Source organism: Curtobacterium sp. 9128 (assembly GCF_900086645.1).
Taxonomy (GTDB): Bacteria; Actinomycetota; Actinomycetes; order Actinomycetales; family Microbacteriaceae; genus Curtobacterium.
Genome location: NZ_LT576451.1, coordinates 1,758,758 through 1,772,989, shown reverse-complemented (window position 1 = coordinate 1,772,989; position 14,232 = coordinate 1,758,758). Strand labels below are relative to the sequence as shown.

Sequence of the window (14,232 nt, the reverse complement as noted above, 5' to 3'; positions counted from 1 at the left end):
GACTCCCTTACGCGATCTTGGTGATCTTGACGCGGGTCAGCTCAGCGCGGAAACCCTGGCGCTTCTTGTACCCGGTCTTGTTCTTGAACTTCTGGATGACGACCTTCTTGCCGCGGAGGTCCTCGAGCACCTCGGCGGTCACGGTCACCTTGGCCAGGTCGGTCGCGGCGGAGGTGATGTTGTCACCGTCCACGAGGAGCACGGGCGCGAGCTCGATGTTGCCCTTGTCATCGGCCTTGGCGCGATCGATGGTGAGGATCGTGCCGACCTCGACCTTCTCCTGACGGCCGCCGGCGCGCACTACTGCGTAAACCACGTGGAAATCCTTACGTAACTCTGCTTGAGGGAAGTCTCGGGTGCCTAGGCGCGATCTGCCCAGTCGGACTGGGGATCGACGACACAGGCAGAACCGCCCGTTGACACCAGGGATCGAGAATACTCGATGCCCATGGGTCCGGTCAAACGGCGACACACGTAGTCTGTCGGAGTGACCGTGTTGATCGACCCACCGACGTGGCCCGCACACGAAACCGTGTGGTCGCACCTCGTCAGTGACCTATCGTACGCGGAACTCCACGAGTTCGCTGCACGGGCCGGTGTTCCCCGGCGCGCGTTCGACCACGACCACTACGACGTGCCGCTCGCGCGGTACGACGAGCTCGTGGCGCTCGGTGCGACGCCGGTCACCGGCCGCGAGCTGGTGCTGCGGCTCATCGCGAGCGGGCTGCGGGTCGCGCAGCGGGACAAGCGCGTCTTCTAGACCGCGCCGGCGCGCCGGCCTGGAGGCTCGGTGCGCGTCCGCCGGATCGGTCGCGTCCGTCCCGTGGTCGCGCCGGGAGCCCGTCAGCGTGCGGGCGGTGGGCCCCACGGGTTCGCCGGGGGCCGCTGGCCGTACGGCTGCTGCTGCGGGTACGGCTGACCCTGCTGCGGGGCCGCCTGCTGCGGGGGCTGCGGGGCGAACGACGACGGCTGCTGGGGCTGCACCGTCGCGGGCGGCACCGCGTCGGCAGGGCGCACCGTGCCGGGCATGCCCGCGTGCGGCCCAGGCCGCGCCCCGCGGGGACGCCCGAGCCAGAGCCACGCCACGGTCGCCGTCGCGAGGAGCATCGCCGTGAGGGGCACACCACGCTGCAACGGCGCCGTGACGACGTCGATGACCAGACGTCCGGGACCGGCGGCGATCGTCCCGTACGCGCCCGTGAAGACGCCGACGAGCGCGAGCGCCACCGTGCCGGCCGCCCCGCCGAGCACGGCACGGAGGAGCACCACCGGCAACGGACTCCGGCGGGTGATCGGCGTGAGGAACGCGAACCCGAGGAACGCCCCCGCGTAGAACGGGAACGGACTGAGGAACACCCCCGTCGCGAAGCTCAGGATGACGCTCTGCCCGCCGTACGACTGGAACGGGCTCACGGTGATGCTCGTACCGAGCAGGCCGACGAGCCCCGAAACCGCCTGGATCGCGATGAGCCCGACCACCGCGATGGCCGCACCGGCGACGGTGGCCGCCGATGCACCGGGCGCGAAGGCCCTGGTCGGGTCCCCCGCACGCCGCGGCGGACGCGGCGGTGCGGAGGGCCCGGTACCGAGAGCCTGGGCACCAGCGGGCTGCTGGGGTGGCAGCGGCGGCTGGTGCTGCTGCTGCCACCCGGCGCCGTAATACCCGCGGTCGTGCTGCGGACGCTGCTCGGGGTTCGTCACCGTCAGTTCCCCAGGATCACGGTGCCGTCGTCGGTCGTGCCCTCGTCGGCGGTGGCCGGCGCGCTGATGCTGCCCGACGACACCCGACGAGAGCGAGCGCGTCCCTGACCCGGCTGCTTCGGCTCGGGCAGCGCCTGCAGCACCGAGTCGAGCAGGGAGTCGGCGTCGGGGGCCTTGCGCGGCTCGCGCTTGGTGACCGCGACGGGGATGTCGAGGATCGCGACGGTGGTGTCCGCCGGCGTCACGGGCGTCGAGGACGACACCCGTCGACGGGTCGGCGCGCTCTCCTTCGGGGCCTCGACGACGGGCGCCGCGGGAGCGACCGGCGCATCGGCGACGGAAGCGGACGAATCAGCCGAAGCGGACGAATCGGCCGAAGCGGACGAATCGGCCGAATCAGTCGAACCAGCCGAGGCGGCGGCCGGGATCGTCAGCACGCCGTCGGTGGACGCCGGGGCGGTCTGCTCGGAGCTCGCGCGACCACCACGACGGCGACGACGCTTCGCGCCACCAGAGGACTCGCCCTCGGTCGACTCGGCCGCCGGAGCGACGACGGGCGACACCGGTGACTCGGAAGGAGCCGAGGCCGACGACGCGGGCGAGGCCACGCCGGTGACGGCGGGCTCGTCGTGCGGGATGGTCGACGCGGCGATCCGTGACAGCGCGTTCTTGACGTCGTCGGTGATCTGGTGCGCCTGCGACGACTTCTGGTCGTGCGACCCGTTGCCGTTCGACCCGTTGCCCGAGCCGTTGCCCGACCCGCCGTTGCTGCCGTTCGACCCGCCGTTGCCCGACGTGCCACCCGAACCGCCACGACCCTTGCGCCGGCCCTTGGAGGGACCGGGGTCCGCGTTGTTGTCGTTCACCTGCGCGTTGACCTCGGCGAGGGACTCGCGGAGCCCGACGCCGATCTTCTTGCGGGTCATCTGCACGAGGCCGAGCGAGGTGACCTCCGCGACCTGGTGCTTCGTGCGGTCGCGGCTGAGGCACTCGATGAGTCGGCGCAGCACGAGGTCGCGGTTCGACTCGAGCACCATGTCGATGAAGTCGACGACGATGATGCCGCCGATGTCGCGCAGGCGGAGCTGGCGGACGATCTCCTCGGCGGCCTCGAGGTTGTTCTTCGTGACGGTCTCCTCGAGGTTGCCCCCCGAGCCCACGAACTTGCCCGTGTTGACGTCGACGACCGTCATGGCCTCGGTGCGGTCGATGACGAGCGAACCACCCGACGGCAGCCAGACCTTGCGGTCGAGCGCCTTCTCGATCTGCTCGTTGAGACGGTGCTCCTCGAAGGAGTCGGGGCCGTCGTAGAGCTCGACGCGATCCTTGAGGTCCGGCGCCACGGCGTCGAGGTACTCCTCGATGGTCTCGCGCGCCGAGTCGCCGTCGATGATCAGCTTCGTGAAGTCCTCGTTGAAGACGTCACGCACGATCTTGACGAGCAGGTCCGGCTCTGAGTGCAGCATGACCGGGGCGTGCCCGTTCGCCACCTTCTTCTGGATGGCCTCCCACTGCGCGGTGAGGCGCTGCACGTCGCGGGTGAGCTGCTCCTCGGTGGCGCCCTCCGCAGCGGTGCGGACGATGACGCCCGCGTGCTCCGGCAGCACCTCCTTGAGGATCTTCTTGAGACGTGCACGCTCGGTGTCCGGGAGCTTGCGCGAAATGCCGTTCATCGAACCGTTCGGCACGTACACGAGGTAGCGGCCGGGCAGCGAGACCTGGCTCGTCAGACGGGCACCCTTGTGGCCGACGGGGTCCTTCGTGACCTGCACGAGGACCTTGTCGCCCGGCTTCAGGGCGGCCTCGATGCGTCGGCCGTGGTTGCCGGTCTCGACGGAGTTCCAGTCGACCTCGCCGGCGTAGAGCACGGCGTTGCGCCCGCGGCCGATGTCCACGAACGCGGCCTCCATCGAGGGCAGCACGTTCTGGACCTTGCCGAGGTACACGTTGCCGATGAGCGACACGTTGTGCGACTTGGTGACGTAGTGCTCGGCGAGGACGTTGTCCTCGATGACGCCGATCTCGATCTTCTGCGCGGAGGAGCGCACGATCATCTGGCGGTCGACGCTCTCGCGACGGGCGAGGAACTCGTCCTCGGTCACGACCTGACGACGACGTCCGGCGTCACGGCCGTCGCGGCGGCGCTGCTTCTTCGCCTCGAGACGGGTGGAGCCCTTCACCTTCTGCGGTTCGGTGATGTACTCGACCTCGCGGCGGCGGGGCTCCTGGTGGTCGCGCGGCTCACGCGGCTCGCGGTCGGCACTCGAGCCACGACGACGGGTGCGGCGGCGGCTGCCACCGCCCTGCTCGTCGCGGTCGTCCTCGTCGTCCCAGCGGTCGTCCCGCTCGGGGCGCGCCGCACGCTGCGGGAGCTCCGGCAGGACCGGGGCGTGGAAGATCAGGCTGAGCGTCGACGTCGCCTTCGGCACGACGGGCTCAGCGGCCGGCTCGGCCACCGGTTCCTCCGGCTGCTCGGCGACGACCGCGGACGCGTCCGTGTCGTCGGCGCCGGACTCAGCGACCGCGGACGCCTCGGCCTCCGCCGCGACCACCGGCAGGTCGCCGGTGAGCGTGCTGACGTCGTGCGCGTCCGTCGTGCCGGTGACGACCGAGACCTCGACCGAGACCTCGCTGGTCGCGTCCGTCGCAGCGTCGGTCGCCTCCGGACGGGAGGCGGTGCTCGCGTCCGTCACGGGCGTCGCGTCCGCCGCGGCGTCCGTCCCGGAACCGGTGCCGGTCTGCGCGACCGGTTCGGTGCCCGAGACGGCGACCGTCTCGACCGCGTCGGTCGACGGCTGGGCGCCACCACGGGCCTCCAGGCTGCCGGCCGACCGTGCGCGGCGGCCGCCGAACAGGCGGCCCCGTCGCTTCGGTGCGCTCTCGTCGTTGTTCGTGTTGTTCTCGTTCTGCTCCACCATGTGCTGGTGCACTCCTCGACCCCGCCCTCACCCCGAGGGGCGGCGGGAACTCTGTTGTTGTGGCGGGCGGCGACCCCGCCGCCCGCACTCGCTGGGTTCGTGACCGTCCGGCGTCGACATCTTCATGCGGTCCGCGCACGATCCGTGCGGAGCACCCGGCTCCGCTCGGCTCGGCGTCGGAGTGACGCGTCGTCCGGTCACGGCACGCTCTCACCGCGCCTGATCGTCCGGGCATGCGCCCGGAAAGCTCTCGTCGTCACACGGATCGGCCGCGTGACCTCCCCATCATCGCACGCGAGGCCCGGGTAGGCGCAGACCGCCATGTCATGATGTCGGCGTGAGTACGACTGCACCCACCACCCGTCGTCCGGTCGCGATCGCGATCCTGCTGCTCGTCACGGGGGCGGTGGGTCTGTACGCCTCGTTCCGGCTCGTGCTCGACGAGTTCCAGAAGTACGAGAACCCGCAGGCGGTGCTGTCCTGCGACGTCAGCCCGTTCGTCAACTGCTCGAACGTGATGGCGAGCGCGCAGGGTCACCTCTTCGGGTTCCCGAACCCCTTGCTCGGCCTGATGGGCTTCGTCGCGCCGATCGCGGTCGGCGTGGCGCTGCTCGCCGGCATCCGCGGGGCCAAGTGGTTCTGGATCGCGTTCAACGCCGGTCTCTTCCTGGCGTGGGTGTTCGTGACGTGGCTGTTCTCGCAGACCGTCTGGTTCATCGGGTACCTGTGCCCGTGGTGCATGCTCGTGTGGTCGATGACGATCCCGCTGTTCTGGGTCTTCACGATCTGGAACATGGCGCGCGGAACCTTCGGCCCCGGAGCACAGCGCATCGGGAAGACGCTGCTGCCGTTCTGCTGGGCGTTCCCGCTGGCGAACTACCTGGTGATCGCCGTGTCGATCCTCATCGTCTTCCCGACGGTGCTGTCGACCCTCTGATCCCATCGCACTCGGTGACACGTCACCTGATTCCTGGACTCTTCTCAGCCAGGGCGACCCTCGGGCGCGTCGCCACCCGTTACGCTCGTTCTCGATGAGCGACAACGAGAGCAAGAAGGCTCGCAGGAACGCGGCCCGGGAGCGCGCCGCCGCCCAGCGCGCGAAGGAGAAGGCCCGCAAGCGCCGCAACAAGACGCTGACGATCAGCGGCATCATCGTCGGCTCCCTCGCCGTCATCGCCGTCGTCGTGCTGGTCATCGCGAACTCGATCCAGCCAGCGGGCCCCGGGCCCAAGAACATGGCGAGCGACGGCATCGTGCTGCAGGGGCAGAACGGCAAGATCGTGCCGGTGGAGACCAAGGGCATCCCCGAGGGCGGCAAGCCGACGGCCACCAAGCAGGACGACTCGGTCGCGAACATCACCGTGTACGAGGACTACATGTGCCCGATCTGCAACCAGTTCGAGACCGGCAACATGAGCCAGATCAAGCAGTGGGTGCAGAGCGGTTCCGCCACGCTCGAGGTGCACCCGTTCAACCTGCTCGACCGGTCCTCGCTCGGCTCCAAGTACTCCACGCGCTCGGCAGCAGCGGCCGCCTGCGTCGCGAACTACGACCCCGACGCCTTCCTCGACGTGAACACCGCGTTCTACGAGAACCAGCCGTCAGAGGGCACCCGCGGCCTGACGAACGCCAAGCTGGCTTCGATCGCCAAGGACGCCGGGGCCACGAACAAGAACGTCGCCTCGTGCATCACCGACCAGAAGTTCGCCGGGTGGGTCGCGGACGCCACCAACCGTGCGCTGACCCAGCCGCTCGCGAACTCGAGCCTCGACAAGCTGACCGGCACCCCGACGGTGATCGTCAACGGCAAGCAGTACAACGCGACCGGTACGAACGCCTGGACCGACGCCGACGCGTTCGCCGCGTTCGTCGAGCAGAACGGCGGGGCCGTCAAGAACTAGGCGGTCTGCGGCTCGGCGCGGATGCGTCCCGCTCCCCCGCACAACCAAAAGCACACCGCACCACGGGTCTCCGTGGTGCGGTGTGCTTTTCGTTGTGCGAGCTGCGCCGGGCTCAGGCTGCGCCGGCGTCAGGCGAACCAGAGGCCGAGCTCGCGCGCGGCGGACTCGGTGCTGTCCGAGCCGTGCACGAGGTTCTGCTGCACCTTGAGACCCCAGTCACGACCGAGGTCACCACGGATCGTCCCGGGTGCGGCACTCGTGGGGTCGGTGGTGCCGGCGAGCGAGCGGAAGCCCGCGATCGCACCGTTGCCGGCGACGCGCACGGCGACGACGGGTCCGGACTGCATGAACTCCACGAGCGGCTCGAAGAACGGCTTGCCCTGGTGCTCCTCGTAGTGCGCGTCGAGCAGGTCACGCGGCGCCGTCAGCATCTTCAGGTCGACGATCTCGTAGCCCTTGGCTTCGATCCGGCGGAGGATCTCACCGGTGAGCTGGCGGGCGACGCCGTCGGGCTTGACGAGGACGAGGGTCTCTTCGAAGTCGGACACGCAGTACTCCCTGGGGTTCGGGGGTGGATGTGGTCAGTCCTCGGCAGCGGCGCGCCGGGCGGCGTTCATCCGGTCGAGCTGTCCGCCCTTGACGAAGCAGAACACCCACAGGACCAGGAACACCAGGCCCACGACGAACATGAACGGTTCGATGAAGCCGGTGGCGAGGATGGCCGCCTGGAGCAGCCACCCGAACCATACACCGGCACGGGTGCCCATCATCCGCGACGCGAGCGCCAGGACGATCATCGCGCCGATGCCGCCACCGAAGGCCCATCCGGCGGGCAGGGTGTGCTTGCCGAAGACGACGAGCATCGGGAAGAAGAACATGATCGCCTCGAGGATCAGCGCGATCGAGGTGAGGCTCTCCTGCGCGCCGCGTTCCCGACGCGGTCGCCTGGCCGGCCGGGAGGCTCGTGGTGCGTCCGTCACTTCGCCCCGCTTTCCTGGTGCACCAGGTCCATGACCGCGCCCACCATCACGATGGAGCCGGCGACGAGCACCATGGCGTCCTCGGCCTCCGCCTCGTCCGCCAGGTCGCGCGCTTCCTGCAGGGCCTGGGCGAGGGTGGGCTCGACGACCACACGTTCACCACCGACCTCGTCCACGACGACCCGGGCGAACTCGTCGGCGTCGAGCGCGCGCTCCCCCGGCGGCTGCGTGACGACGAAGGTCTGGATCGTGTCCTTGAGCGCCCGGACGAAGCCGCGGGCGTCCTTGTCGGCGAGGATGCCGACGACGCCGACGACGTGGCCGGACGGGAACGCGACGGGCAGTGCCTCGGCCAGCGCTTTGGCACCGTGCGGGTTGTGCGCTGCGTCGACGACCACGGTCGGGTCCTGGGCGATCGGCTGCAGCCGGCCCGGGCTCGTGGCGCCGGCGAGCCCCTCGCTGAGGACGTCCTCGTCGAGCGGCTGCGAACCGCGGCCGATGAACGACTCGACCGCGGCGATCGCCACGGCGGCGTTGTGCGCCTGGTACCCGCCGAAGAGCGGCACGAACAGGTCGTCGTAGCGCCCGGCGATGCCCTGCACCGTGATGAGCTGGCCGCCGACCGCCGGGGTCACGTCGACGACACTGAACCCTGCACCCTCGACGGCGAGCGTGGACTCGGTGAGCTCGGCTGCGCGCTCGAGTTCGGCGAGCGCCTCCGGCACCTGCGCGCTCGACACGACGGCGGAGGACGGCTTGACGATCCCCGACTTCGTGCGGGCGATCTCGGCGACGGTGTTGCCGAGCTGCTTGGCGTGGTCGATCGCGATCGGGGTGAACACCGCGACCTGGCTCTGCACGACGTTCGTGGAGTCCCACTCGCCGCCCATGCCGACCTCGATCACGGCGACGTCGACCGGCGCCTCCGCGAAGCACGCCAGCGCGAGCACCGTCAGCGCCTCGAAGAACGTCAGCGGGAGCTCGCCCTTGTCGGTGAGCTCCTTGTCGGTCATCTCGAGGATCGGCACGATGTCGTCCCAGTTCTCCACGAACCGGTCGGCGGCGATGGGGGCGCCGTCGATGACGATGCGCTCGCGGATCGAGACCAGGTGCGGGCTCGTCATGAGTCCGGTGCGGAGTCCGTGCGCGCGGACGATGCTCTCCGTCATCCGCGCGGTCGACGTCTTGCCGTTCGTGCCCGTGATGTGGATGACCGGGTACGCGAGGTGCGGGTCGCCGAGGAGCTCGACGGCGCGACGGGTCGCGGTGAGTCGGTGCTCGGGCGACTGCTCGCCGATCCGGGCGTACAGGGCGGCCTCGACGCGCTTGACCTCGTCGTCGTCACCCCCGTACGGCACCACCTCGGTGGGGTCGGCGTCGCCGGCCGGACCCACCGGGATCTCGATGCCGTCCGGTGTCTGGTCCTCGAAGCCGTTCTCGTCGTCGTCGCTCATGCGCGCTCCACCTCCACGGTCACCTTCGCCCCGTCACCGACCTCGGTGGCCGGGTCGTCCTCCGCGAACACGGCGGCCACCAGCTGCAGCGTCGTCGTCAGGGTCTCGTTCGCGATCAGCTCCTGGTGCGCCTGCACCGCTGCCTCGGCCGTCTCGTCCGCACGGAGCGTCAGGACGATGCGGTCGCTGACGTCGAGGTCGGCCTCGCGCCGGGCCTGCTGCACGGCACGGACGACGTCGCGGGCGAGGCCCTCGGCCTCGAGCTCCGGGGTGGTCACGGTGTCGAGCACCACGAATCCGCCCTCGTCGAGGAAGGCCACCACGGTCGCCTCGTCGGCCACGGTGAGGTCGAGCGTGTACTCGCCCTCGACCAGGTCGATCCCGCCGACGGTGACGCCGGACTCGGTCGCGACCCAGTCGCCCTTCTTGGCGGCCGGGATGACCTGCTGCACCTGCTTGCCGATGCGGGGACCGGCGGCGCGGGCGTTGACGGTGAGCTTCCGCTCGATGCCGTACTGCGCGAGGGACTCCTCCGCCTGGGGCTCGAGGACGACCCGCTTGACGTTGAGCTCGTCGCGGAGGATGTCCACGAACGGCTCGACGGCGGCGGTGTCCGGCACCACGAGCGTCAGCGTCGCGAGCGGCAGCCGGACGCGCTTGCCGGTGGCCTTGCGGAGCGCGAGCCCCTTCGAGGCGACGTCGCGGACGCGGTCCATCGCGGCCACGAGGGCGTCGTCCGCGGGGAACTCGGACGCGTCCGGGAAGTCCTCCAGGTGCACGCTGCGACCACCGGTCAGGCCCTTCCAGACCTCCTCGGTGACGAGGGGTGCGAGCGGGGCGGCGACCCGGGCGAGCGTCTCGAGCACGGTGTACAGCGTGTCGAACGCGGCCTTCGCGGACTCCGACGATCCGGCGCCGAGCCAGAACTTGTCCCGCGAGCGCCGGACGTACCAGTTCGTCAGCACGTCGGCGAAGTCGCGGATGGCCTGCGCGGCGAGCGGGGTGTCGAGCGCGTCGAGGTGCTTCGTGACGTCCTCGACGAGCACGCGGGTCTTCGCGAGGAGGTACCGGTCGAGCACGTCGGTGCTCGTGGTGCTGCGCGAGGCCCCGTACCCCTCGGATGTCGCTGCGCCGTCGTCGCCCGACGCGTTCGCGTACAGCGTGAAGAAGTAGTACGTCGACCAGAACGGCAGCAGGAACTCGCGGACGCCCTGGCGGATGCCCTCCTCGGTGACGACGAGGTTGCCACCACGGATCACCGACGACGACATCAGGAACCAGCGCATCGCGTCGGCGCCGTCGCGGTCGAACACCTCGGAGACGTCCGGGTAGTTCCGGAGCGACTTCGACATCTTCTGCCCGTCGGAGCCGAGCACGATGCCGTGGCTGACCACGTTGCGGAACGCCGGACGGTCGAACAGCGCCGTCGACAGCGCGTGCATGACGTAGAACCAGCCGCGGGTCTGCCCGATGTACTCGACGATGAAGTCCGCCGGGTTGTGGGTGTCGAACCACTCGCGGTTCTCGAACGGGTAGTGCACCTGGGCGTACGGCATCGACCCGGAGTCGAACCACACGTCGAACACGTCGGTGATGCGGCGCATCGTGGACGCACCCGTGGGGTCGTCCGGGTTCGGCCGGGTGAGGTCGTCGATGAACGGGCGGTGCAGGTCGACCTCGCCGTCGCCGTTCAGCGGCAGCCGGCCGAAGTCGCGCTCGATCTCCTCGAGCGAGCCGTAGACGTCCTGCCGCGGGTACGCCGGGTCGTCGGAGACCCACACCGGGATCGGCGTGCCGAAGTAGCGGTTGCGGGACACCGACCAGTCGATGGCGTTGCCGACCCACTTGCCGAACTGGCCGTCCTTGATGTTCTCCGGGACCCAGGTGATGTCCTGGTTGAGCTCGCCCATCCGGTCGCGGAACTCGGTGACGCGGACGAACCACGACGAGACGGCCTTGTAGATGAGGGGCTTGCGGCAGCGCCAGCAGTGCGGGTAGCTGTGCTCGTAGGACGCCTGGCGCAGCAGCCGTCCGGCATCGCGCACGGCCTTCGTCAGCGGCTTGTTCGCGTCCGACCAGAGGTGGCCGGCGACGAGCGGGAACTGGGACGTGAAGACGCCGCCCTCGTCGAGGGACAGCACGACGGGGATGCCGGCGGCGGCGCAGACCACCTGGTCGTCGGCGCCGTACGCGGGAGCCTGGTGCACGATGCCGGTGCCCTCGCCGGTCTCGACGTAGTCGGCGACGAGGACCTGCCAGGCGTGCTCCATGCCCTCGGTGTCGGCGAGGTCGTCGAAGAGGCGCTCGTACCGGACGCCGTCGAGCTCGGAGCCCTGCAGCTCGCGCATGACGGCCGCGACAGCGGCCTCCGGCGACTCGTACCCGAGGTCCTTCGCGTAGGCGGCCACGGTGTCCGACGCCAGCATGTACTGGACGGAACCCGCGTCGCTGCCGTCAGCCGAGCCTCCCGGCCCTGCCGGCAGCACCACGTACGTGACCGCCGGTCCGACTGCCAGCGCGGCGTTCGTCGGCAGCGTCCACGGGGTCGTCGTCCAGGCGAGGGCACGGACGCCGTCGAGTCCGAGTTCGGAGGCGCGGGCGCCCTGCAACGGGAACGACACCGTGACCGACTGGTCCTGGCGCATCTGGTAGACGTCGTCGTCCATGCGCAGCTCGTGGTTCGACAGCGGCGTCTGGTCGTTCCAGCAGTACGGCAGGACCCGGAAGCCCTCGTACGCCAGCCCCTTGTCCCAGAGCTGCTTCCACGCCCAGAGGACGCTCTCCATGTACGTGACGTCGAGCGTCTTGTAGTCGTTCTCGAAGTCGACCCAGCGCGCCTGACGGGTGACGTACTCCTGCCACTCGTCGGTGTACTGCAGCACGGACTTCTTCGCGGCGGCGTTGAAGACGTCGACGCCCATCTCGTCGATCTCGTGCTTCTCGGTGATGCCGAGCTGGCGCATCGCCTCGAGCTCGGCGGGGAGCCCGTGGGTGTCCCAGCCGAAGCGGCGGTGCACCTGCTTGCCGCGCATCGTCTGGTAGCGCGGGAAGACGTCCTTGGCGTACCCGGTCAGCAGGTGGCCGTAGTGCGGCAGGCCGTTGGCGAACGGCGGGCCGTCGTAGAAGACCCACTCGTCGCAGCCGTCTCGCTGGTCGATCGAGGCCTGGAAGGTGTCGTCGCCCTTCCAGAAGGCGAGGATGCCCTGCTCGACGGCGGGGAAGCTCGGGGACGGGGTGACGCCGGCAGCGGCGTCGGTCGCGTCAGCACGGCCGGTCGTGTCAGCACGATTGAGGGGGTAGCGCACCGCGGGGCTCCTGTGGGTTGCCGGTTCAGGACCACGAGGACGGAGCATGCACTCCGCGGTACCACCTCGCTTGCCGTCCGGGACACCGGAACGGCCGCTCGTCGTCGGGGATGGTGACGGTCCCGAACCCGCCCGGCTCTACTGACGGACCGCTTCGTGTGCGTCCCGCGTTCTTCCGGGAGCTCCCCGGTGATGGCCGGATCAGTGCTCTTGGTACGGGAGTTTACCGGACGGGAGCATGCTTGAGGGATGCCCTCGTCTGATCAGCAGCAGGATCGTCCCGAATCCCTGCTCACCGTCGTCATCGCGTTCGGCGCGAACCTGCTCGTCGCCATCGCCAAGTCGATCGCCGCACTCCTGTCCGGGTCCGCGTCGATGGTGGCCGAGGCGGCGCACTCGTGGGCCGACACCGGGAACGAGATCTTCCTGCTCATCGCCGAGCGGCGGGGCGCGAAGAAGCGTGACGTGGCGCACCCGCTCGGCTACGGCCGCGAGACCTACATCTGGTCGATGTTCGCCGCGTTCGGGCTGTTCACCGCGGGCGCGATCGTGTCGATCTACCACGGCATCTCCGAGCTGGGCGAGACCGGGCCGGCCGAGGACGTCACCCTGAACTACATCGTGCTCGCGCTGTCGTTCTGCCTCGAGGGCACGAGCTTCCTGCAGGCGTACCGGCAGGCGCACGGTGCCGCGACGAAGCGTCAGGTGCCGGTACTGCGGCACGTGCTGCAGTCCTCGAACCCGACGCTCCGCGCGGTGTTCGCCGAGGACGCGGCCGCCCTCGTCGGCCTCGTCATCGCCTTCCTCGGGGTGTTCCTGCACCAGGTCACCGGGTTGGCGGTCTTCGACGCGATCGGCTCGATCGCGGTCGGCATCCTGCTCGGCGTCGTCGCGATCGTCCTCATCGACCGCAACCGCCGGTTCCTGCTCGGGGAGAGCACCTCGCCGGAGCTGGAGAACGCGGTGCTGGTCGAGCTGCTCTCCCGCGAGCAGATCGAACGCGTGACGTACCTGCACCTGGAGTTCGTCGGGCCGTCGCGGGTCTACCTCGTCGCCGCGATCGACCTGACCGGCAACGAGGACGAGTCGCACGTGGCCGTCCGGCTGCGCGACGTCGAGAAGTCACTCGAGGACAGCCAGTACATCGAGGAAGCGGTCCTCACCCTGAGCCTGCCCGGCGACGAGTCCCTGGTGCCGACCGACGCCGAGGTCCCCGACGTCGTGCGCGACGGGACCGCGGAGGACGTCGCGTCGGGCGGGGCGGGCACGCTCCGCACCGACTGACTGCCCCGCACCGACTGACGGCGCCGCGGTGTCAGTGCGCGTCGATGCCAGCGGCGACCGGCGTCAGCGCGCGTCGAGGCCAGCGGCAACCGGCGTCAGCGCCGCGCCGACGTACTCCACGAGGGGACGCCGAGCCACCCCGTCCGCGACCCACACCCCGAAGGCAGCGGCAGCGGCGCCGAGCATCGCGCCGGCGACGGTCTGGGGCCAGAGCGACCCCGCGTACTCCCCCGTCCGCCGGGCGACGAACGCCGCGACGGCCCCGTGCTGCGCCATCACCCGGGCCGCGACGCTGCCCACGAGCTCCGGCCCGATCCCCATCACCTCGGCCTGCGCGATCGCCCACGGGACCCGCTCGGGGTCGTGCGCCCGGGCGGCGGCGAGCAACGCGCTCTCCACCGCTCGCACCGCGGACGGGTCGTCCGACGCCGCCAGCAACGCGGGCAGCGCTCCGACCGCGGCGTCGAGCTCGAGCCACATCACGTCGGACTTCGCCGGGAAGTAGTTGAAGAACGTCGCGCGGCTCACGCCGGCGCGTGCGGCGATCTGGTCGACCGTGGTCCGGCCGTAGCCCTGCTCCAGGAACAGCTCGGCGGCTGCGTCCGCGAGCACCTCGGCGCTCGATCGTCGCGGCCGTCCCCCACGGCGGATCGGTTCGTCCATGGGGTCCAGTAAACAACTAGACTCGT

Annotated in this window: 12 protein-coding genes; 4 read left to right on the top strand and 8 right to left on the bottom strand. The window is 70.2% G+C overall.

Annotated features, from left to right (window positions below):
• Positions 1-7: 7 nt before the first annotated feature.
• Positions 8-316, bottom strand: a complete 309-nt coding sequence (gene rplU, locus QK288_RS08580; protein ID WP_281267383.1) for a 50S ribosomal protein L21 — start codon at positions 314-316, stop codon at positions 8-10.
• 171 nt (positions 317-487) lie between these two features.
• Here rplU and QK288_RS08575 point away from each other — a divergent pair, with 171 nt between their 5' ends.
• Positions 488-760: a DUF4031 domain-containing protein gene (locus tag QK288_RS08575; protein ID WP_281267382.1), complete on the top strand. Its 273-nt coding sequence runs from the start codon at positions 488-490 to the stop codon at positions 758-760.
• 83 nt (positions 761-843) lie between these two features.
• On the opposite strand, the gene QK288_RS08570 is transcribed toward QK288_RS08575, so the two are convergent.
• Positions 844-1,701: a hypothetical protein gene (locus QK288_RS08570; RefSeq protein ID WP_281267381.1), complete on the bottom strand. Its 858-nt coding sequence runs from the start codon at positions 1,699-1,701 to the stop codon at positions 844-846.
• Between the two features lie 2 nt (positions 1,702-1,703).
• A complete protein-coding gene (locus tag QK288_RS08565) occupies positions 1,704-4,619 on the bottom strand; it encodes an Rne/Rng family ribonuclease (RefSeq protein WP_281267380.1) in 2,916 nt (971 codons plus the stop codon).
• Positions 4,620-4,956: 337 nt separating this feature from the next.
• On the opposite strand from QK288_RS08565, the gene QK288_RS08560 reads away from it, so the two are divergent.
• Both QK288_RS08560 and QK288_RS08555 read left to right on the top strand, forming a co-directional pair.
• Positions 4,957-5,556 carry a vitamin K epoxide reductase family protein gene (locus QK288_RS08560; protein ID WP_281267379.1) on the top strand — a complete coding sequence of 200 codons (600 nt, stop codon included), beginning with the start codon at positions 4,957-4,959 and terminating at the stop codon, positions 5,554-5,556.
• A gap of 94 nt (positions 5,557-5,650) precedes the next feature.
• The gene (locus QK288_RS08555; protein WP_281267378.1) at positions 5,651-6,520 is read left to right on the top strand and encodes a thioredoxin domain-containing protein; all 870 of its coding nucleotides are present in this window, start codon (positions 5,651-5,653) and stop codon (positions 6,518-6,520) included.
• Between the two features lie 128 nt (positions 6,521-6,648).
• On the opposite strand, the gene ndk is transcribed toward QK288_RS08555, so the two are convergent.
• The 4 genes from ndk to ileS are packed head-to-tail and all read right to left on the bottom strand — an operon-like array spanning position 6,649 to position 12,259.
• On the bottom strand, positions 6,649-7,068 hold the full coding sequence (gene ndk, locus QK288_RS08550; RefSeq protein WP_281267377.1) for a nucleoside-diphosphate kinase: 420 nt from the start codon (positions 7,066-7,068) through the stop codon (positions 6,649-6,651).
• A gap of 33 nt (positions 7,069-7,101) precedes the next feature.
• Positions 7,102-7,500, bottom strand: coding sequence for a DUF4233 domain-containing protein (locus QK288_RS08545; protein WP_281267376.1), 399 nt, complete (start codon positions 7,498-7,500; stop codon positions 7,102-7,104).
• Positions 7,497-8,954: a folylpolyglutamate synthase/dihydrofolate synthase family protein gene (locus QK288_RS08540; protein WP_281267375.1), complete on the bottom strand. Its 1,458-nt coding sequence runs from the start codon at positions 8,952-8,954 to the stop codon at positions 7,497-7,499. The genes QK288_RS08545 and QK288_RS08540 overlap by 4 nt, the downstream gene beginning before the upstream one ends.
• On the bottom strand, positions 8,951-12,259 hold the full coding sequence (ileS, locus tag QK288_RS08535) for an isoleucine--tRNA ligase (RefSeq protein ID WP_281267374.1): 3,309 nt from the start codon (positions 12,257-12,259) through the stop codon (positions 8,951-8,953). The genes QK288_RS08540 and ileS overlap by 4 nt, the downstream gene beginning before the upstream one ends.
• A 249-nt stretch (positions 12,260-12,508) precedes the next feature.
• Here ileS and QK288_RS08530 point away from each other — a divergent pair, with 249 nt between their 5' ends.
• Positions 12,509-13,543: a cation diffusion facilitator family transporter gene (locus tag QK288_RS08530; RefSeq protein WP_281267373.1), complete on the top strand. Its 1,035-nt coding sequence runs from the start codon at positions 12,509-12,511 to the stop codon at positions 13,541-13,543.
• 63 nt (positions 13,544-13,606) lie between these two features.
• Here QK288_RS08530 and QK288_RS08525 read toward each other — a convergent pair whose 3' ends face one another.
• On the bottom strand, positions 13,607-14,206 hold the full coding sequence (locus QK288_RS08525; RefSeq protein ID WP_281267372.1) for a TetR family transcriptional regulator: 600 nt from the start codon (positions 14,204-14,206) through the stop codon (positions 13,607-13,609).
• Positions 14,207-14,232 lie beyond the last annotated feature (26 nt).